Annotated in this window: 19 protein-coding genes and 1 other annotated feature (1 of these 20 running past the window's edge); of the genes, 4 read left to right on the forward strand and 15 right to left on the reverse strand. The window is 45.2% G+C overall.

The annotated features are described in order from the left end of the window. Window positions 1-175 precede the first annotated feature (175 nt). Complete coding sequence (locus BLU30_RS02765; protein WP_090243245.1) at window positions 176-754, reverse strand: TetR/AcrR family transcriptional regulator; 579 nt, start codon at window positions 752-754, stop codon at window positions 176-178. Between the two features lie 207 nt (window positions 755-961). On the opposite strand from BLU30_RS02765, the gene BLU30_RS02770 reads away from it, so the two are divergent. From BLU30_RS02770 to BLU30_RS02785, 4 genes are all read left to right on the forward strand, one after another. Further along, window positions 962-3,061, forward strand: coding sequence for an efflux RND transporter permease subunit (locus tag BLU30_RS02770; protein WP_090243247.1), 2,100 nt, complete (start codon window positions 962-964; stop codon window positions 3,059-3,061). Continuing rightward, window positions 3,036-5,081, forward strand: coding sequence for a YhgE/Pip domain-containing protein (locus BLU30_RS02775; protein ID WP_090243249.1), 2,046 nt, complete (start codon window positions 3,036-3,038; stop codon window positions 5,079-5,081). Before BLU30_RS02770 ends, BLU30_RS02775 begins: the two co-directional genes overlap by 26 nt. A gap of 133 nt (window positions 5,082-5,214) precedes the next feature. Then, on the forward strand, window positions 5,215-5,475 hold the full coding sequence (locus tag BLU30_RS02780; RefSeq protein WP_090243251.1) for a type II toxin-antitoxin system prevent-host-death family antitoxin: 261 nt from the start codon (window positions 5,215-5,217) through the stop codon (window positions 5,473-5,475). Next, window positions 5,465-5,803, forward strand: coding sequence for a type II toxin-antitoxin system RelE/ParE family toxin (locus BLU30_RS02785; RefSeq protein WP_090243253.1), 339 nt, complete (start codon window positions 5,465-5,467; stop codon window positions 5,801-5,803). The genes BLU30_RS02780 and BLU30_RS02785 overlap by 11 nt, the downstream gene beginning before the upstream one ends. Window positions 5,804-6,073: 270 nt before the next feature. Here the strand turns inward: BLU30_RS02785 and BLU30_RS02790 are convergent, their stop codons facing one another. From BLU30_RS02790 to alaS, 14 genes are all read right to left on the reverse strand, one after another. Continuing rightward, the gene (locus BLU30_RS02790; RefSeq protein WP_090243254.1) at window positions 6,074-7,354 is read right to left on the reverse strand and encodes a tetratricopeptide repeat protein; all 1,281 of its coding nucleotides are present in this window, start codon (window positions 7,352-7,354) and stop codon (window positions 6,074-6,076) included. 9 nt (window positions 7,355-7,363) lie between these two features. After that, a complete protein-coding gene (locus tag BLU30_RS02795; protein WP_090243256.1) occupies window positions 7,364-8,146 on the reverse strand; it encodes an MORN repeat-containing protein in 783 nt (260 codons plus the stop codon). A 13-nt stretch (window positions 8,147-8,159) separates the two neighbouring features. Continuing rightward, entirely contained in the window at window positions 8,160-8,771 is a 612-nt protein-coding gene (locus BLU30_RS02800) for an NINE protein (RefSeq protein WP_176770806.1), read from the reverse strand. 27 nt (window positions 8,772-8,798) lie between these two features. Beyond that, entirely contained in the window at window positions 8,799-10,235 is a 1,437-nt protein-coding gene (locus tag BLU30_RS02805) for a DUF5050 domain-containing protein (RefSeq protein ID WP_090243259.1), read from the reverse strand. 2 nt (window positions 10,236-10,237) lie between these two features. After that, the gene (locus BLU30_RS02810) at window positions 10,238-10,603 is read right to left on the reverse strand and encodes a hypothetical protein (protein WP_090243261.1); all 366 of its coding nucleotides are present in this window, start codon (window positions 10,601-10,603) and stop codon (window positions 10,238-10,240) included. A 31-nt stretch (window positions 10,604-10,634) separates the two neighbouring features. After that, window positions 10,635-12,056, reverse strand: a complete 1,422-nt coding sequence (locus tag BLU30_RS02815; protein WP_090243263.1) for a helix-turn-helix domain-containing protein — start codon at window positions 12,054-12,056, stop codon at window positions 10,635-10,637. 158 nt (window positions 12,057-12,214) lie between these two features. After that, complete coding sequence (locus BLU30_RS02820; RefSeq protein WP_090243265.1) at window positions 12,215-12,547, reverse strand: hypothetical protein; 333 nt, start codon at window positions 12,545-12,547, stop codon at window positions 12,215-12,217. A 174-nt stretch (window positions 12,548-12,721) separates the two neighbouring features. Next, the gene (locus BLU30_RS02825) at window positions 12,722-14,362 is read right to left on the reverse strand and encodes a ribonuclease J (protein ID WP_090243489.1); all 1,641 of its coding nucleotides are present in this window, start codon (window positions 14,360-14,362) and stop codon (window positions 12,722-12,724) included. A gap of 151 nt (window positions 14,363-14,513) precedes the next feature. Beyond that, window positions 14,514-15,248 (reverse strand): DNA/RNA nuclease SfsA, encoded by a 735-nt coding sequence (sfsA, locus tag BLU30_RS02830; RefSeq protein WP_090243267.1) that lies wholly within the window; start codon window positions 15,246-15,248, stop codon window positions 14,514-14,516. Continuing rightward, window positions 15,226-15,498, reverse strand: a complete 273-nt coding sequence (locus tag BLU30_RS02835; RefSeq protein WP_090243269.1) for a DUF1292 domain-containing protein — start codon at window positions 15,496-15,498, stop codon at window positions 15,226-15,228. The genes sfsA and BLU30_RS02835 overlap by 23 nt, the downstream gene beginning before the upstream one ends. 26 nt (window positions 15,499-15,524) lie before the next feature. Next, entirely contained in the window at window positions 15,525-15,950 is a 426-nt protein-coding gene (gene ruvX, locus BLU30_RS02840; protein WP_090243271.1) for a Holliday junction resolvase RuvX, read from the reverse strand. A gap of 44 nt (window positions 15,951-15,994) precedes the next feature. Then, window positions 15,995-16,939, reverse strand: a complete 945-nt coding sequence (locus tag BLU30_RS02845) for an aldo/keto reductase (RefSeq protein ID WP_090243273.1) — start codon at window positions 16,937-16,939, stop codon at window positions 15,995-15,997. Between the two features lie 177 nt (window positions 16,940-17,116). Next, window positions 17,117-17,383, reverse strand: coding sequence for an IreB family regulatory phosphoprotein (locus tag BLU30_RS02850; protein WP_090243275.1), 267 nt, complete (start codon window positions 17,381-17,383; stop codon window positions 17,117-17,119). An 81-nt stretch (window positions 17,384-17,464) separates the two neighbouring features. Then, window positions 17,465-20,107, reverse strand: coding sequence for an alanine--tRNA ligase (gene alaS / locus BLU30_RS02855; RefSeq protein WP_090243277.1), 2,643 nt, complete (start codon window positions 20,105-20,107; stop codon window positions 17,465-17,467). A 50-nt stretch (window positions 20,108-20,157) separates the two neighbouring features. Then, window positions 20,158-20,312, reverse strand: a binding site (T-box leader) (it continues 64 nt past the right edge of the window).

Raw genomic sequence — 20,312 nt, forward strand, 5'->3', positions numbered from 1 at the left:
TCATAAAAATCACTTTAAATCACAATCCCATTGTAACAAACATCCAATCAACATACTATTGACATCGTATTCTTAAGGAACTATAATAATTGTAGATTCTATTGGCTAAAATAGGGCGAAAATAAAAAAGGTGCGACCTTCTTCAGCGGTCACACCTTTTTTATTTTATACGAACTTATGCGTTGAGCACATTAACCCCCTTAAGAATCATCTCAACGGCCAGTTCAGCCACAGCTTCAGGAGGTTCTTCGGATCCATTTTCCATCCAACGTTGGAAAAGGCCCAGGCAGCCCGACACCACAAAAGCATAGTAATATTCGAAATGAGGGGTCTTGGCGTCCTGATAAGCATGCATCCAATCGTGGATACATCGTTCCTTGACAAGGGCCTTTACCTTTTCCACAAAGACCGGGTCACCATTGGGCCCCATGAGGGCCACCGTTAAATCGGAGTTGTCCTTTAAAAAGGTAAAAATTTTAGTGAGCAGGGGCATTGCGTTGGTCTCATCCGCTTCTTCCTCAGTTTCTGCCAGAATTTGGTTAAACTGAGCAAAGAGCTCATCCTCGATCTGATACAGCATGTCATAAATGTCCCGGTAATGCTGATAAAAGGTCCCCCGGTTAATATCAATCAAATCAGCGATTTCCCGGACCTTTATTTCCTGGATAGGCTTTTCTTTTAATAATTCCGTTAACGCCTGCCGTAACTGGCGCTTTGTCTTTCGAACCCGACGGTCTTCCTTTTTTTCTTCCATGAATAACTCCTCACCCAACAATTTTCTTTTTTTTGTTCAATATTCCACATTTAACAATCTCACCGTTTATTAACGGACATATCTATAATAAACTGTATATTGTATTTTTAACTAAAATCAGTATAATTGAATTCAGTTAAATAGTCAACACTTGTATGGTTATTTCATAGTTGACACTTAAATCTCACTTTAGAAAGGACGTAAAGAATGATCGAATTTGGTCGAAAAATCGTAAAGCTCCGGATTCCTATCCTCATCATTGGCATTCTACTACTTATCCCCTCTGCCTTTGGATATTTTAACACTCGGATTAATTACGATATCTTAAGTTATCTTCCGGATGATATCGAGACGATTCAGGGACAGAATATCTTAAAGGAACAATTTGGCAAGGGGGCCTTCTCCCTTGTTATTTTAGAAGGAATGGAGGATAAGGATGTCGCCACCCTGGAGGAACAGTTTAAAGGCATCGATCATGTTGAATCCGTCATCTGGTATGATAGTGTGGCCGATTTATCCATGCCGAAAGAAATGCTCCCCCAAGAGGTCTACGATGCCTTTAATAAGGGGGATTCTACCATGATGGCGGTCTTTTTTGATACCGGCACCTCCGAGGATGAAACCATGGCTGCCATCACCCAAATGCGCAGTGTGGCCGGAAAACAATGCTTCATCTCCGGTATGTCCGTCATGGTAACAGATTTAAAAGCCCTGTGCGAAGCCGAAGAGCCCATCTATGTGGCCATTGCCGTCGTTCTCTCCTGTGCGGTCATGATGCTGTTCATGGACTCCTGGGTCATTCCCCTGATCTTCCTCTTCAGCATTGGCATGGCCATCATCTGGAACCTGGGGAGCAACATCTTCCTGGGGGAAATCTCCTTTATCACCAAAGCCTTGGCCGCTGTACTCCAACTGGCCGTCACCATGGACTATTCCATCTTCCTCTGGCACAGCTACGAAGAGCAGCGTGAAAAGTATACCGATAAAAACGAGGCAATGGCCCATGCCATCGCCATGACCATCACCTCTGTCATTGGCAGCTCCATCACAACGGTAGCTGGTTTTATTGCCCTATGCTTTATGACCTTTACCCTGGGCTTAGATTTGGGGATTGTCATGGCCAAGGGGGTGCTTCTCGGTGTGGTGGGATGTATCACCACCCTGCCAGCCCTTATCCTGGTTTTCGATAAGCCCATTAATAAAACACGACACCGTAATCTGCTGCCGGATATGAACAAGCTCTCCCATTTCATCACCGGGCATTATCGGCTATTTATCGTTCTATTTCTGGTACTGCTTTTCCCCGCCATTTATGGCTACAACCATACTCAAACCTACTACGATTTGGGATCAACCCTTCCCAAGGAGTTAGGCTATTGTGTGGCCCGGGATAAATTAACGGAAACCTTTGATACCGGCTCCACCCATATGATTCTGGCGGATAAAAACCTTCCGGGAAAAGATACAAAAAATATGATGGATGAGATTAAAAAGGTGGATGGAGTGTCCTCGGTTTTAGGAGCAGATTCCCTGCTGGGGCCCGCCATTCCTTCCTCAATGATTCCCGATGACGTGAAGGAGCTCCTGGAAAGTGACGAGTATAAGCTCATTGTGATTATGTCTGAGTACACCACGGCCACGGACGAGGTCAATGCCCAGGTGGATTCCATTAACACCATCATGAAAGGCTATGACAGCAAGGCCCTTCTCATCGGGGAGGCCCCTTGTACTAAAGACCTGATCACCATCACCAACCACGACTTCCAGGTGGTCAGCGCCGTATCCATCGTCGCCATCTTCCTGATCATCGCCTTTGTACTGAAGTCCATCTCCCTTCCGGTCATTTTGGTCAGTGTCATCGAGTTTGCCATCTTTATCAACCTGGGGCTTCCCTATTACACTGGTGTGACCCTGCCCTTCATCGCCCCCATTTGTATCAGTACCATCCAACTGGGTGCCACTGTGGACTATGCCATTCTGATGACCACCCGCTATAAGTTGGAGCGCGCAAACGGGGAAGATAAACGGACCGCCATTGAGAATGCCCTTAATTATGCCATTCCATCGGTCATCGTCAGTGCCCTGGGTCTCTTTGCTGCGACCTTTGGTGTCGGGCTCTATTCCGATATCGATATTATCGGTTCACTCTGCAGCCTAATGGCACGGGGGGCACTGATCAGCCTATTCTGTGTCGTCTTTATCCTACCATCACTGTTTATGGTATTCGACAAAGTGATCTGTAAAACCTCAAAAGGATTCTTAAGAAAGAAGGAAACGATCCATGAAGCAAATCTCATCAATGAATAAGGGCGTCAAGCACATCCTTGCCATCGTTCTTGTGGCAGTCCTCATCGCTTCCGCCTCGGCCTATGCGGTTCTGGCTGCCAAAAGCAACACAACCATTGCGGCCAATGACACCAGCGATACTGAAAAACTAACCCAAGCTGCAGAAAAAGCAACGGGCAGCACCACCATGCCCTCCGCAGACGGACAGATTTCCAAGGAAGAAACCGTCTATGTCAAAACCGATGCCAACGGGAAGGTGACGTCCACCACTGTCAGCGATTGGCTGAAAAATGCCGGTACTCAAACCCAAATCGCCGACACGTCTACCCTAAGGGATATTAAAAACGTTAAAGGTGACGAAACCTTTACCCAAAACGCCGATGGCAGTCTGTTGTGGAATACGGCTGGAGCGGATATCTATTACCAGGGGACCACCACCCAGGCCCTGCCAGTCAACATCTCTACGGTATACACCCTCAATGGCCAAAGCATGAATCCCCAGGATATGGTTGGTAAAAGCGGCCAGGTGGAAATCACCATGCACTTCACCAATACCGCCACAGTAAACGGCACCACCGTCCCCTTTACTGTGGCCAGTGCCATGATGCTCCCCAACGATACCTTCACCAATGTCACCGTGGATAAAGGGGCTGTCCTTTCCGATGGTAATAATGCGATCGTCGTCGGCCTGGCCTTCCCTGGCTTAAATGATAGCCTTGGCCTTTCTGGCAACACCTTGGATCTCACCATTCGTGACAGCATTACCGTTACGGCCACTGCCACGAATTTTGAGCTTGGCCCCACGATCACCAGTATGACCTCCAATGTACTCGAGGATGTCGGCCTAAATCAGGTCAATAGCTTTGGTGATTTAGACACCGCCATCACCAAGCTAACCACCGCAACGGATCAGCTCGTTGCCGGTACCATATCCGCCAAGGACGGGGCCAATACCCTGGCTAATGGAACAAGCGCTGCGGTCACTGGTATTAATACCCTATCTGATGGGCTGACGACCTATACCAATGGAGTGGCCACCGTTGCCGGGGGAACCACAAAACTTCAAAACGGACTGGGCACCCTCTCCGCCGGAGCCAATCGCTTAAATGCCGGCCTAGCCACCGCCAAAGCGGGCAGCGAACAGCTGGTTGCTGGATACAAGGGCAGTGATACCCAAAAGGGCGCTGCCCAAGGGGCACAGGAGTTAGCCGCCGGGGCTGGGCAGGTGCGTCAAGGGGTTGATGCTGCTGCTAACCAGCTTTCCGGCATGTATGATACCCTTGGAACCCAGGCCTCGGATTATCATACTAAGGGCGAAGCTGCTTCCACCTACCAAAGCCAGCTTACTGCCCTGCTAACCAGCAAAGCCGGACAGCCCTTGACCACTGAAGATATCCAACAGATCAGCCAGCTCACTGCCGCCATCGCACAATGCAGTGGTGCGACCGGTGCCGGCGATGCCCTGGAAGCCGTACAAAAACAAATGGATGACAATAATACCCAACAGCAGCTAGCCACACTCCAAGCCGGAGCCAGCCGAGTTGCCGAGGGTGCCGCTGGCCTCAACGCCGGTATCAACGGCTATGAGGCCGCTGACGGACATCACACCGGCCTTTACGAAGGCACCGTCGCCCTGGATACTGGCCTAACCGATGCCACCCAAGGCAGCACCACACTGGCAGAAGGGGCCAATACCGCCACCAACAGTGCCGCCCAACTGGCCGATGGTGCCAACACCCTGGCCTCCAAAAACAGTGAATTGACCGGAGGTATGGCCCAGCTCCAATCCGGCGGAGCACAGCTGAATGCCGGTGCCAATGCCCTGGCCACCGGGCTCACCACCCTCAACAGCGGGATGACCGAATTCAAAACCACGGGGATTGATAAAATCGCCAACCTCTACAACAATGACCTCAAAGGCCTTAAGGACCGCATCACCAAAATCACCGATGCCGGCAAAGCCTACAATAGCTTCTCCGGGATTTCCAGTGGAATGAGCGGGAGCGTGAAGTTTGTGGTGGAGAGTGGGGAGATTAAATAAGGGATTGTAAGAGAAAAGACCCAGGCTATGGATGGCTTGAGTCTTTTTTCTATACCTTTGATTTTGCTGTAAGTTTGCTGTTGAATTTTACAGCAGATTGGGATATACTATGGATAAAAGGAGGCTGATGAATATGCCGAATATCAAACCCATCTCAGATCTGCGAAACTACAGCGAGGTATTACGCGACGTAACCGCAGGCGCTCCAGTTTTTCTGACGAAAAACGGGCGTGGCAGATACGCGATCGTGGATATACAGGACTATGAGAAAACCCAATCGACGATCCGTCTTTTGAACGAACTTGCCAAGGGTCGGAAATCCGGGGAACAGGAAGGTTGGCTTGAACCCGAGGACATGAGGGCACATTTTCGCGCAAGAGCGAATGAAGCATAACCTCCACTACGCCACGCAGTCGCGCAGAGACTTGGATGAAATATGGAACTACATCGAAAACGAGCTTCAAAATCCGTCTGCCGCAAAACGCACCGTCGATCACATTTTAGATGATGTCGACCAGTTGGCAGACTTTGCGGAGATTGGAGCACCATTGTCCTCGATTGCCAGCGTGAAGAGCGATTACCGCTTTCTTGTGACTGGAAATTATCTCACGTTTTATCGTGTGTATGGCAGCGAGGTTTATGTGGATCGCGTCCTGTATGGCCGCCGGGATTATCTGCGCATCCTGTTCGACGATGTGTTGGAAGAAGAAACAAACGAATAACATTTGTCGTGGAAATCCACTGTTAAAAAAGGGTGGCAGTGCTAAGCACCGTCACCCTTTTCCATTTTCGTCCCTTATTTTAGCCGTTTCTCTTTGCACAGCAATAATTGTGCTCTGTTCTGCTGCCAATACGGGTCTCAATCCAAAGAGCCCCACTGCCGGTGCTTCAACCACCGTGGCATTGTCCGTCCCTCCCCTCCAATTGATGCGTATTCATTCACTATAACGGATAACGATATTTAAAGTGGTGTAAAGCATTGTATTTAAGGCTTATCTTTTTATGGTAAAGCTTCCTACATGATACGCCTTTTCACCAGATTCTGTATCAAAATGTATATCCAAATCCTTATCATAAAATGTTACTCGATCTTTATTTATATCAAACATCATATTAAGCTCACGATTGATATAAGCGGTTGAACCATTCGCTTCCCGTATTAAATCTAAATCAAAATCAACATATTGGGCTATTTCACCATTTTGATCAAATACTATTCCCAAATCATTATCACTAACCGAACAGCCTGGGGTTCTTGCTCGTGCAAATTTCATTGCATATTCTCTTTTTTCTTTTTCTTGCATTTCAACTTGTTTCTGAGCAACCTCATATTCACGTAAACCAGTAAAAGTACTTTTTCCCATTGATTCGCCTACAGATTGTTGTGTGTAAATATTTTGCTTTGCTGGCATTGCTTTTGAATCAAAAGCGATTAGTTCTTCCGCCGATTCTAATATTTCATAAGCCTCATTATTACCTAAGTTTATAGCCTGTATTAACCATTTTTGCGCCTTAAAATAGTTTTTTTTGCACCCCTCGCCTTTGATATACATCTTCGCCGCATCTATACACGCTGGTGAATATCCTTGCGTTGCTGCTCTAGTATAATAATTTAAGGCCTTTTGATAATCCATCTCACATCCCTCCCCATCATAACACATGATTCCTGCAAGATAAGATGAAATAGCATCTCCCATTTCAGCAGACTTAGAAATGTAACGATACGATTCTTCAGGATTGTATCTTGAATCAGTATTATCATAATAAAGAATGCCAAGCAATCGATAGGCTTCCGCATTTTTCTGTTTTGCAGCCTTTTCATAATAGAAAATGGATTTATCAATATTTTTTTGAACATAAAGACCTTTATGATACATATTCCCTAATGCAATATATGAATTGCAGTACTCACTTTGAGCGCCTTTAGAAAATAAGTGGAAGGCTTTTTCTAGATTCTGAGGAACACTGTTACCATAAAAATAAAGACACCCCAACTCATGGATTGCAGGAGGAAATTCATTTTTTGCCGATTCCTCTAAATACTGAAAATATTTCTTTTCGTCCTTTACTATAGAATGGTAAACTTTCGACAAAAGATATTGTGCATAACTATTCCTACTTGCAGCCATCGTTAAAAAATTAAGTCCTTTTGAAAACTTACGTTTATCCTCAACATCCTCACAAAATATACATCCTACGATGATTTGGCTTTCAATATGTCCAGTTTTTGCGGCCTTTATTCTCTCCCGAGTAATTGAATTTACCATCATCATTCTTTCTCCTTAAAGCTGAGGTTGATCATCCACCCAATATCCAGCAAAACTTGTATTATCTGCATATCGACAATAACCTAGACCATGTCTTAGACCATGTAGCCATTCACCCCAATAGACACCATCTGTATACCAATTCGTACCAACTCCGTGCAACATATTATCCATGTAAGTTCCATCACAACGTGTTCCATCAGGAAAAAGGCTTATACCTTCATTCTTCAACTGATTCTGAAATGTTCCAAGAAATCTTGATCCATTCGCCCAAATATATACGCCACGCACAAACTCCCCATCTTCAAAACTACCTTCGAAATAATCTCCATTTTCAAAAATACGAAAACCATTTCCGCAATGAAATTCATCACAGGAACCATCTTTAAAATAGGTATCTCCCAAATTACCAACAGCTGGACTGAAATTAGCCAAAAATTGGTATCTATCCCACGCTTTCTCCTCTGCTTCTCGAATGGTTTGTGTTACCTCATGATCAACGAGCAATGCGTCGGAGGCAATTGCTCCCGTTGTAGCATCTACCAAACCAGACGTAAGATTAGCCATGCCATATCCAAAATTACCAGTACCCATACTAAAAACACCTAAAAAAGCATTTCCGAGTCCCTTTGCAACTTTACCCTTTTTGACATTCTTAATACTTTTTTTGCCATATGCAAACTTGGAATAAACGATTGGTTTCTTAGGAATTTCCGAAAGACATTCGCGGTTATTGACAAAATCCAACTGTGGAACCACACCGTGTTTTTTTCTATACTCTTCATCATGATAATTCATAAGACTCCACCTCTTACTTTAATTTTACTCCATTCGCATCAGCCGGAATATCCCCAATAGCAATCCGAATCAAATCAATCAAAGCCCAAAGATATGATACACCCGTCCAGCACAATAATAACTGAATGATTCCACTCTTAATATTGCCAAGATAAAAATTGTGTATTCCAAACCCACCTAAAAATAAAGCCAATAAAATTGCAACAACCTTACTTTTCGGTTTATTATTCGATTGATTATAACTCTGTTGATTTAAATCCAGAGTCGGCGGTTTAGGTGGAACATATTCCGTCTGCTGACATTGCGTTTCTTTAGCCACTTGTTCACTGGTATCCAATGCAACTAATTTGTTTACTGCATTTTGATACCCAAGATTTGCTGCTTTTTGGTAGAATTGTCGCGCTTTAATCAAATCTAGCTCTGCACCTGTTCCCGTTTCATAAGCTCTACCCAATCTAAAATTAGCCAATCCACTACCATTATCTGCCGCCAAACGAAAAAACTGCATTGCTTTTTCAATATCTTTAGGTTCGTTAATACCCTTATAATATGAGATAGCAACCTCTTCTTGTGCTGAAACATCACCGTTCTCCGCCAATTTAATTACTTCTTCAAAATCACTCACACTCACTTACCTCTCTCTCAATTTTATCTATTCTCTCCCCGCTGCACATTCTATATCTTTAATACTTAGATGGCCATTTTCCAAAACCTTAATTGTGATTGTTTCTGAACACTCGGAATAAACGGCCTTTTGTGCTTCTCTGGATAATTGATGATCAAGAACTTCATATAATTCTAAAACACCACTATTTCCATCGACTGATGCAATACGATATTTATAAGTCATCCCACTCGCTCCAGTTTGTCCAAACCCCATTTCCTCTTCTGGCTGATTTATCGTAAAGACCTCGTCTGGGTTTCCATTGACCGCATGCCAAATCCCCTGGATGTTTTGAATATATTTAGATCTTATTTCTTCCTCTGATGAACCTGTCTTTGGTGTTGAAACGGTCGTTGGTTTCGAATCTGCAATACTCTCAGGAACGATTTTCAAGACATAATCATCCTCACCCGGAAAGATACAATAGACTTCATTCTGAGCAATCCCTATCCATTGCATTTTCATATATGGAAAAGCATCCTTATTTTCCAGATTAAAATCCTTCGCCTCCCATTCCATCAACACTTCATCCTTTTTATCTGATATATCTTCTCCACGATACAGCCGAGCCGTCACAATTCCATCCGACAAATCTCCCCTGTAAATAGTCCCATCTGAAACTGCAGCTCCAATAAGATGATTTGAGAATTTGCGACTGCTGCCATCCTCTAGAGAGTAAATCACCATATCTTTTTCTATATAATGCTCTTCCGGTTTATACATAAAAAGATAATACAAGTTGTTTTCATCGCAAAACATACTGTCTATTCTTGATTGATGATCTTGTACAAACTTCTTGTTTTTCCCATTTAAATCCATCTGATATATTCCATTGCCATCTTCTTGTTCTGAATCATAAAAAGAGTAATATATTTTCCCATTTTCATAACTAAAAGCATTGGTTTTACCCGTATCAGTTAGTTTTTTTTCGTTGGATCCATCATTTGATATTTTATGAATATTCTGATCCTCCATAACCCAAAAATAGATTGAATCACCAATGACATATAAATTTGATATTGTGGATTTAGGCTCGAAGATTTTTTGTGCATCACTTCCATCTAAATTCATTCTATAAATACCATTGTCAGATTTATCCATTATATTGGCATTTTGTTTAAGGAAAAAGTAAACTTGATCTTCTAAAATATTGAGGCCTGATATTTTAGCGTATTCCAGATTACTTTCTAATGGATAAATAACTTTTTCCTGCGATTCGCTCCGTTCAACAATCCCAACTTTTTGCTTGAAGTAATATGCTCTCCCATTGTAATCAGCTACAATCCCACCATTACTTAAATTTGAAGTTGCATTGTCCATTTGTAATATAGGATATTCCTGGCTATTCTCGTTAGTTAAACATCCGGATAAAATTATAGCTATTAATAAAACGAACATAATTATTACAATAATATTTTTTTTCATAATTATTCCTCCGTTTTTGTAAATACAAATGTTTCACTATAACCACTGTCCACCGTGCGAATTAAAGTTAATGTATCCCCTTCTAATTTATATTTATATGTTAAAATTTGTCCAAAATTATCTTTAAATGATATTTTATTGTTTTCTAGTAATTCATATCTTGAAATTATTGTCCCTCCAAAATCTTGATAAAATCCATTAAACCGCAGCAGGTTGCATTCTGTTTCATTAATGAATTCAACATAATCTCGTTTATCCTCTGTGCTCATCCATTTCCCAATAATGTTTTCTGAATCATTTTTTCCACACGCACAGAGTGCCAACACAGCAACCAAAACAACCCCAACAAACAACACTTTTCTTTTCATGTTACACGCTCTCCTATTATTCATAATATTTTCATTTATATTTCTCCAACAAAGCATCCATGGCCGCTAAGGTTTCTTCCTTTGACAGGACCAAATCGCTCGTTGGCAAATATCGGTAAAAATCCCGGAAGGCTTCCACACAGCTGGGTTCCCGAATCCATATAAATTTTAAAAATGGGGCCGCTTTCTTGGTCTGCCGTATTTCTACGCCTTGGTCCTTGGAATAGACAACCTCGGCATCCACCGCAAGGCGGAGTTTTTTGGGGTTAAGGGCATGGTAGCGAATTTTTTCATCCCCCTCTATAAAATCTCTGTACTTCTTTAAAATGATATAACGCTGTTCCGGGGTAAAGGCATGCATATAATAGGGTGAGATGCTTGGAATCATACCATCCATCATAAATTGTTCCAGCCGGTCCAGATGGAAGAATGAATCGGGATGGCTGTCCTCGCTCTGGCGCTGATGATAAAGTTTCAGGACCGTATTCACAATGTATGCCCGTCCGTCAATGTCATTGACGACGGATTCGACCATTTCATCCGTCACCACCGCAGAAATACATGGAATCCCTTCAATTAAGCTGACATTGTCACCATAATCACAAATATTGTCAATGTTATCGACAAACTCAATGAGGGGTTCTGATTCATCCATCATCACGGTGATGATACTATTGTACAGATCGTACATTTCACCCTGGGGGTAGTACAGTGCAGTGTTTAAATCTGCCGCAATGGCCAATACGCCTGTATCATTTTTGACATAATAGGGAAAGGAAGGGAGTTCCGGTTTTTCCGGGTATTCCAAATAATGAAAAAACGCATCAAATTCCCTGTTTTCAACCAGGGAGAAGTTGATGGCATAGGATAAGAGCTTTAAATTACGGGCTGCCGAAGCCACGTCATTGTACTCTTTTTCCAGACCAATCATCTGGGTGAGATGGATGCCTTCACTCTCCTCTGCGGACCAGAGATGATAGATGATGCCGTAGTATTCTTTTGCCCATTCCGGAAGCTTGACAAAAAGCTGCTGCTCCTTCGGGGCATCGCAAATCATCCGAATGAGATAGGATTTGATTTGGTTACTATCCTTAATAATCCGGTTTTGCCCCAGATTAATGTCACGCTTCTTTTCTTTGCGTAGCTGGACGATATCCAGGGCATCAAATTCGTGGCAAAGACAGGCGATGACCTCCATGACGGCCTGACGCCTTAGATATAACGCTTCTCCCATACGGGAACGCGCTGCTAGTTGCAGAAGTTCTTCTGTTTCACCATGGGTCAGCATCATCGCTTTGGATAGTTTTTTGATAAAGTCATCGCTGGGAATTTTATCGCCCTGCTGGCTTTTATGAATCATTGGACGGTTGAGTCCAGCTTTTTTGGCCAGATTATACACCGTCATCCCGGTTCCTTCGATTTTCCTTTTTAGGGCTTCGCTGAATATCGTCATTTTCTATTCTCTCTTTATGTTTTCTTAATCATATTTCAGTTTCAGAATTATATCAAGGTGTTCCTCATTGTGTTCCCCATTATATAATCATTTATGCAAAAAAACACCGCTAAAATTTCTTTTAGGGTGCTTTTGGTAAGTCGCATTGTTTTTTATTATTATATGCCCAAGGCCGTTTTTAGAAGCTCCTCTAAATCACAGCTCGTTCCATCCTCGCCGCATAAAATCAACCGACCATTGCAGAGCACTGCCGGTGGCGTGATGATGCCATAAACCTCCAAAAGTTTGGGATCATCCTGGCATTTCGCCGGTTCAGCATCAAGCTGGACCAGGGCCTGCTGCACCACCTGGCATAACCGGTCGTAGGGCGCACTGGGCCGCCCCAGAACCAACACACCGTTTACCCCTTTCTGTCGCTCTCGGGCGTCCAGGGAAACGCCACAGCAGGTACGGGCAAAGGTTACGGGCTTCTTTCTTTTTTCTGATGGCATGGGGAGACCTCCTTAGTTTTTATTGGTATGATTATCATATCAATATTATGGAATAATGCAAGGGGAAGTCATCAAATTAATTCTTATTTTTGAATTTATGAAAACAGCACCACCCGGATCCTCTCCAGGTGGTGCTGCATCATTCATCAATTCTATTCGTTTTTTCTTTTAGTCTTACACTTCCATCAAAATTGGCAAAATCATGGGCTTACGCTGGGTTTTGCGGTAGAGGAAGCGGAAGAGGGAATCCCGGATTTCTCCTTTAATGGCGTTCCATTCGGTGATGCCCTTGGCTTCACAGTCGAGAATGGCTTTTTTAACCTCGCCCCGGGCGGCGTTGATCAGATCCTCGGATTCCCGGACATAGACGAAGCCCCGGGAAATGATATCCGGACCGGACACACATTTTCCCTTGTGCATATTGACCACGACGATAAAGAGACCGTCCTCAGACAGACGCTTACGATCATTCAGGACAATATTGCCAATATCGCCGACACCCAGGCCATCCACCAGAACGGCTTCAGCCTGTACCTTACCAGCAGCGCGACAGGTCCCCTTGCCGACTTCCATAACATCGCCATTTTCCTGAATGAAGATATGGCGTTTATCCAGTCCTAAATCCTCTGCCAGGGTGGCGTGGTGCATGAGCATCCGGGCTTCCCCATGGACGGGCATAAAGTTCTTTGGCTTAACCAGGGTCTGGATAATCTTAAGCTCTTCCCGACGGGCATGACCAGAGACATGGATATCCGCAAATTTCTTATAGACCACCTCGGAGCCCAGGTCCACTAAACGATTAATGACCTCGGCCACCATCTTTTCGTTCCCTGGAACAGGGGATGCTGAAATAATGACGGTGTCGTCCTTGGTGACATTTAAGAAGCGATGTTCCCCTAAAGCCATGCGTCCCAGGGCAGCCATGGGTTCCCCCTGACTACCGGTGGTGATGACGACCAGCTCCTTGTTCTTGTACTTCTTCATATCCTTAATGTCGATGACCGCATTATTGGGGATTTTCAGATAGCCCAAATCCGAAGCGACATCTACCATGTTTTCCATGCTGCGTCCATTAATAATAACCTTACGGTTATAGGCCACAGCCGCATCGATGATCTGCTGAACCCGATGGACGTTGGAGGCAAAGGTAGTCACGATAATCCGATTTTTACAGCCTCTGAAGAGGTTGTAGAAGGTCTCACCGACGGAGCTTTCAGAAGCGGTAAAGCCCGCTTCCTCCACGTTGGTGCTGTCAGCCATCAGGAGATCGATTCCCTCGCTGCCCAATGCCGCAATACGCTGGAGATCGATGATTTCACCATCGATGGGCTGGAAGTCAATTTTAAAGTCTCCAGTATGGAAGGCTGTTGCCGCCGGGGTTTTAATGCACAGGGCCACCGAGTCGGCAATACTATGATTGACCCGGATAAATTCCACACTAAAGGCGCCAATCTGTTCGGTTTCTCCAGCCTTGACAATATGACGTTTGGCTTTGGAAATCAACCGATGCTCAGTCAGCTTTTTATCGATGAGTCCCATGGTAAATTTGGTGGCATAAATGGGCACGTTAATTTTTTTAAGGAGATAGGCAATCCCACCAATATGGTCTTCATGGCCATGGGTGATGACCAACCCCTTAATCTTGTCCTGGTTCTGAATGAGATAATCGAAATCCGGAAGCACCATATCGATGCCGTACATTTCGTCCTCGGGGAATTTCAAACCGCAGTCCACGATGATGATTTCACCCCGGTATTCGAATACGGTCATATTCTTTCCAATTTCACCCAGTCCTCCGATGGGAATGACTTTCATGGTCTCTTTTTTCCGTCCCTGACCACCACTGCGTCTGCGTTGGCGGCCATTCCCATTATTGTTATTATTACGGCGCTGGACCGGTTTGCTCTTTTGCGCTACCAGTTCTGTATTTTGTTGTTGTTTTTCGCTCAAAGTATCCTCCTGTATTCTATTTCGTCCGGCAGCCTCCCAGGCACACCGGTATTTCCGTATCAATGAGTAGTGTATCGCCGTCGATATGACAGCTTAAGGCCCGTATATCCATTCCGGCATCCCGACAGCGAGCGAGGTGCTGCGCGAATGTCGAATCAGTCTCGATATTGGGCGTAAAAAACCTAGCATCCCCTCGTTGTACGACGAATAGGACACCCGTGTAAAACCCTTCTTTTTTTGCAGCCATTAACTCGCACAAATGCTTGCTTCCCCGAGTAGTCGGCGCGTCGGGAAACATTGCGATGCCGTCTTTCACCAGGTTGGCGCTTTTTACTTCAAATAATGCCGGCTGACCATAATAGTTAAAGCCCAGGTCAAAGCGGCTGTTGCCATAAGTGACTTCCCGCTTCAGAGCTTCAACTCCTGGTAACCCACCCACATACTCCGCTGCAATGGCATTGGCAAAAACCGAATGAATACACACCCAAATGCCATCGTACAACACGGCCAAAAGGGTATAATCGGTCTTTCTTGTGGGGGAAGGGTTATAGGCCATCTTGATCGCAACACCCGTTACCAATAATTCACGTAGCCGTCCGGTATTGGGCACATGGGCAATGGTTTTTTCACCATTCTCCAAAACCACCTGGGCGATGAAACGGTTGGGTCTTTCGATAAAGGTCCCGATTACAATGGGGTATGGCGATAGCGCCAATCTCCTGTATTGCTTATTCCTCGTCTTCGTCGTCACCGAATTCTTCTTCCATAATCTGGTCGTAGGTTTCGGAAATCAATTCAAATTCAGCATCATCTTCCACTGGAAGGAGTGTCATTTCACCGTTTTCATCTTCTTCAATGATGAATGGGAAGACATCGTCGCTGTCTTCACTTTCTGCTAGCAGGGCATAGGTTTTATCCTTTATATCAAAGCTGATGACCAGCTCAAATTCCCGTTCAACGCCATCTTCATCCATTAAAATAATTTTGTTTTCTTCAGTCATTTTAGTTTCTCCTTGAAATTATATTGTTATTTATTTTCTTTTGATTGTTGGTCTAAATAAATCTGTAAGATCAGCTGGGCGGACAGGGTATCGATATGCTTCTTCCGATTTTCCCGACGTACTCCCCCCTCAATTAAAACCCGCTCGGACGCCCGGGATGTTAACCGTTCGTCAATATAGACAACATCCAGCTTCAGGCGTTTTGCCAAAAATTGGCAATAATTCCGGGTTTTCCGGGCTTGGGCGGTTTCGTTGCCTTCCATATCCTTGGGAAGCCCCGCCACAATACCGACAATATTAAACTGGGTCACAACATCCGTAAAGAATTTCAAATCATCTTCCCGGGTCTCCCGCTTATAGGTCCTATAGCCCTGGGCTGTAATTCCCAAGGTATCACTGACTGCAATGCCGATGTATTTATCCCCGACATCCAGTCCCATCATTTTACTCATTCATACCTGCTTTCTTCTCTATTATTTCATCTTTGAACTGCCGATCAAATCACTTTTATACAGAATAAAGGACAGACCGAGGCACAATAGCAACAGGTCAGACATTTTTTATAATCCACCGTTGCTTGCCCATTAACCAGCGTTAAAGCATTCTGTCCACAACGCCCAACACAGGCACCACACCCCTCACACCAATCACTGATGTGCAAGCGTTTCGGTGCCGCCGCTACACGTTTTTCTAAATCAGCTGGAATGGCGCGTCCCTCAATTTTAGCGACATTATAATCAACCTCATCCACTGACTGCATCCCGAAGGCAATGGTATCCAAGGCTTCGAGACCCAAAACATAATCGAAACAGGCAGACTTATCAGCCAAAAGATTGCCACCACCCAGGGGCTTCATCCCCATGATGCCTTTTCCCGCTGTTTTTGCCTTGATAATGGCTGCCTCCATATCCTGGCGGCTGCCATCCTCAATCCCAATGCCCGTTACATTAATGATGGGGAATACCACTTCAATTTCTGGAAAGTCACAGGCATCAACAACGCCTTCCACCCGATGGGTGGAAATACCAAAGGCCCGAATCACCCCGCGTTCTTTCATCTTTAACAGATAACGGATGGCTTCATAATGGCCTTCAAAGGTTTTTCGGCTTTCCTGTTCGTGAAGCATATAAATGTCAATATAATCCCGGTCAAGGGCCTTCAACGCACGGGTGAGGCTTTTTTTGACTCCCGCTTCCGAATAGTCGTAGGATTTGGTGCAGATTACGGCATCCGGCTTCATGGTAAGCACCTGCTTCAAATGAGCATAGTTATCATAAAGGTCTGCTGTGTCAAAAAAATTCACGCCGTGATCTAAGGCAGCGGCCATAATTTCCCGACTTTCTGCTAAACTTTTGTTTTTTTGCATTGGTGCCACGGTCAGGCTCCCAAAACATAAGCGGGATACGGTGATCTCTGTATCACCCAGCTTCCGATATTCCATAGTCTTCCTTTAAACTCCAATTGGCAGTTGAAAAAGCTGGCTTATTCGGTGACAGATCTTTCAAACGCCAACTGCATTGTTCTGAGTATCTCAGGATACTCCTTCCTCTAACAAAAAAGCCCCAGGTAAACCCAACATTCACCTGGGACTACTTGTCATTATTATAACGGCCTTTGATTAAAGACTCTTTAAATAACGTTTTACGAGTTCTTCAAGCAACTCATCACGCTCAATTTTTTGAATAATCAGCCGTGCATCATCATGGCTCGTGATGTAAGTTGGGTCTCCGGACATAACATAACCGACAATCTGATTAATGGGATTATAGCCTTTGGCTTCCAAGGCCTTTGTCACTTTACGCATGACTTCATCGATGGTCTGAGCCTTTTCACTATCCACATCAAACATAATCGTTCCCCGGTCGAATAATGTATTATCATTCATAATGCCGTCTACCTCCCATTTAGTCTAACATCATTTTAACCCATGCACTCTGAAAACACAAGTCTTTTTTCCGGTAACCGCCTAATTGAGCTGCTCACCAATAAGTTCTTTAGCCTTTTCTAAAGCTTCGGATAACATTTCCGGCTTTTTCCCACCAGCCTGGGCCATATCCGGCCGGCCACCGCCACCGCCACCAGCAATGGAGGCCACCGATTTAATCAGCTTACCTGCGTGGAAACCGCGTTTCACGATATCCTTGGTCGCTGTTGCGATAAAATTAACCTTATCGTCTGTTTTTGTCCCCAGTAAGACGATACCTGAACCCATACGGTCCTTGAGCATATCCGAAATGTTGCGCAGCTCATCCATATCCATCCCATCTACCTCAGCAATGGTAGTCTGAACCCCGCATATAATGGCGACCTGCTGATGGATATCCGCAATGAGGTTCCCGGCAAATTTCTGTTTGAGCTCAGCGATGACCTTTTCCTTATGACGGTTTTGTTCATGGATTTCCTGAACCCGTTCTAAAAGGCTGTCTGGAGCAGTTTTCAGGGCATCCGCCACTTCCGTCAGGGTATCATCCATCTGTTCCACCACATGCAAGGCATTCATCCCTGTGGCGGCTTCAATCCGTCTGATTCCGGCAGCTACACCGGTTTCACTTAAGATTTTAAACATCCCCACCTGGGCAGAGTTTGTAATGTGGCAGCCACCGCAAAGCTCGATGGAGAAATCCCCTACCTTAACGACACGGACGGTTTCCCCGTATTTTTCCCCAAAGAGGGCCATGGCTCCCATGGAACGGGCATCATCGATGTTGGTTTCAAAGATACTGACATCCTGGGCTTCCAAAATCTCTTTATTAACGATTTCTTCAACCTGACGTTTTTCTTCCGCTGTCATGGGCTGGAAGTGGTTGAAGTCAAAACGCATCCGGGTGGGGGAAACAAAGGACCCGGCCTGCTCCACATGATCCCCAAGAACCATTTTCAAGGCTTTCTGCACAAGATGGGTGGAGGTGTGATTTCTCTGGGTTGCCGCCCGAAGGTCCTTATCCACCTTCGTCGTGACCACCTGCCCCACGGTAAAGGTTCCTGAAAGGACTTTGCCGTAATGGATATGGCGGTTTAAGCTGCCCTTTTTACAATCTGTTACCTCAATAACAGCACCATCCTCACCAAGGATCAGGCCCTTATCCCCAACCTGTCCACCACTTTCGGCGTAGAAAGAAGTCTGGTCTAAGAGAACCAGGACCTCATCTCCGGCGGTGACATTGTCCCGGAGATCCTCATCCCGGATGAGTCCTAAAATCCGTCCCTGGGTTTCTAATTGATCGTATCCCACAAAGTTCACCAGAGCGTCAGCTCCCAAGGGATTAAAGGGATCATCAGACCATACGGCGGTGTCGCTTTCTTCCCGAGCTTTCCGGGCACGGGCCCGTTGTTCTTCCATGGCTTCCTGGAATTCCTCGATGGATACAGTCAGTCCCCGTTCCTCAACGATTTCCTTGGTCAAGTCAAAGGGGAAGCCATAGGTATCGTACAGCTTAAAGGCGCCTCGACCTGGAAATACGGCTTCTTCCTGGGCGATAATTTCGTCCAGCTCCATTTCCAGCAGATTGAGCCCCTGATCAATGGTTTCTTTAAAGCGCTCTTCTTCGATCTTAATGATTTTCTGGATATAATCCAGCTTTTCATTGAGCTCTGGATAGGCACCCCCGGATACCCGGGCTACCTCCTTGGCAACATCGTATAAAAACAGCCCTTCTATCCCCAGAAGCTTGCCGTGACGGGCAGCCCGGCGGAGGAGACGACGGAGCACATATCCCCGTCCTTCGTTGCTGGGCATGACCCCATCGGCAATCATAAAGGTGACGCTGCGGACATGGTCTGTAATCACTCGAATGGACACATCGTCATCGTATTTTGCCCCGTATTTTACACCAGCCTTCTGGCAAATATAGTTGAGGACGTGGCCGATGGTGTCTACTTCAAAGATATTGTCCACACCCTGCATAATAGTGGCTAAACGTTCCAGCCCCATACCGGTGTCGATATTGGGGTTGGCCAGGGGGGTGTAGTTGTCGTTTTCATCCCGATCAAATTGGGTGAAGACCAGATTCCAAAATTCCACATAGCGGTCACAGTCGCAGCCGGGACCACAGTTTGGACTATCGCAGCCGTATTTTTCACCGCGATCGTAGAAGATTTCAGAACAGGGACCACAGGGGCCAGTGCCATGCTCCCAGAAATTATCCTCTTTCCCTAAACGGTAAATATGGCTTTCCGGGACCCCCACCACATCGTGCCATAAATCATGGGCTTCATCATCATCCAGGTAAACGGTGACGTATAATTTTTCCGGGTCCATGTCCATAACATCCGTACAAAATTCCCAGGCCCATGGAATGACTTCCTTTTTAAAATAATCCCCAAAGGAAAAATTTCCCAACATTTCAAAGAAGGTACCATGACGGGCAGTTTTGCCCACATTATCAATATCCGGTGTCCGGATACACTTCTGACAGGTGGTCACCCGTTTACGTGGGGGGATTTCATCCCCGGTAAAATAGGCCTTCATGGGTGCCATGCCGGAGTTAATCAGCAGCAGGCTCTTATCATTGATGGGCACCAGAGGAAAGCTTTTTAGCCGAAGATGGCCCTTGCTTTCAAAAAAAGCCAAAAACTGTTCACGAACTTCATTTAATCCTAATGGTTTCAATTTAATCTCCTTTTATTTTTTCCAGGGCAAAAAGCGAAGAGCCCCATCCCCATAGGGACGAAGCTCTTTATTGATATCCGCGGTACCACCCAGATTAGCACCAGTCGGTGCTCTCTTTTGCATAACGGCGCATCACCGTCATCCCCTAGGGCTGCAGCCTTCAGGGATAAAGCTCGAATGGGGCGTCCCCATGACTTCCATAGAA

The organism is Eubacterium barkeri, from assembly GCF_900107125.1.
Lineage (GTDB): Bacteria > Bacillota > Clostridia > Eubacteriales > Eubacteriaceae > Eubacterium_O > Eubacterium_O barkeri.

Excerpts from the sequence above, each read along its gene's own strand:
- BLU30_RS02765 (WP_090243245.1), bottom strand. The coding sequence starts at position 754 with ATGGAAGAAAAAAAGGAAGACCGTCGGGTTCGAAAGACAAAGCGCCAG.
- BLU30_RS02770 (WP_090243247.1), top strand. The coding sequence starts at position 962 with ATGATCGAATTTGGTCGAAAAATCGTAAAGCTCCGGATTCCTATCCTC.
- BLU30_RS02775 (WP_090243249.1), top strand. The coding sequence starts at position 3,036 with ATGAAGCAAATCTCATCAATGAATAAGGGCGTCAAGCACATCCTTGCC.
- BLU30_RS02780 (WP_090243251.1), top strand. The coding sequence starts at position 5,215 with ATGCCGAATATCAAACCCATCTCAGATCTGCGAAACTACAGCGAGGTA.
- BLU30_RS02785 (WP_090243253.1), top strand. The coding sequence starts at position 5,465 with ATGAAGCATAACCTCCACTACGCCACGCAGTCGCGCAGAGACTTGGAT.
- BLU30_RS02790 (WP_090243254.1), bottom strand. The coding sequence starts at position 7,354 with ATGATGATGGTAAATTCAATTACTCGGGAGAGAATAAAGGCCGCAAAA.
- BLU30_RS02795 (WP_090243256.1), bottom strand. The coding sequence starts at position 8,146 with ATGAATTATCATGATGAAGAGTATAGAAAAAAACACGGTGTGGTTCCA.
- BLU30_RS02805 (WP_090243259.1), bottom strand. The coding sequence starts at position 10,235 with ATGAAAAAAAATATTATTGTAATAATTATGTTCGTTTTATTAATAGCT.
- BLU30_RS02810 (WP_090243261.1), bottom strand. The coding sequence starts at position 10,603 with ATGAAAAGAAAAGTGTTGTTTGTTGGGGTTGTTTTGGTTGCTGTGTTG.
- BLU30_RS02815 (WP_090243263.1), bottom strand. The coding sequence starts at position 12,056 with ATGACGATATTCAGCGAAGCCCTAAAAAGGAAAATCGAAGGAACCGGG.
- BLU30_RS02820 (WP_090243265.1), bottom strand. The coding sequence starts at position 12,547 with ATGCCATCAGAAAAAAGAAAGAAGCCCGTAACCTTTGCCCGTACCTGC.
- BLU30_RS02825 (WP_090243489.1), bottom strand. The coding sequence starts at position 14,362 with ATGAAAGTCATTCCCATCGGAGGACTGGGTGAAATTGGAAAGAATATG.
- BLU30_RS02835 (WP_090243269.1), bottom strand. The coding sequence starts at position 15,498 with ATGACTGAAGAAAACAAAATTATTTTAATGGATGAAGATGGCGTTGAA.
- ruvX (WP_090243271.1), bottom strand. The coding sequence starts at position 15,950 with ATGAGTAAAATGATGGGACTGGATGTCGGGGATAAATACATCGGCATT.
- BLU30_RS02845 (WP_090243273.1), bottom strand. The coding sequence starts at position 16,939 with ATGGAATATCGGAAGCTGGGTGATACAGAGATCACCGTATCCCGCTTA.
- BLU30_RS02850 (WP_090243275.1), bottom strand. The coding sequence starts at position 17,383 with ATGAATGATAATACATTATTCGACCGGGGAACGATTATGTTTGATGTG.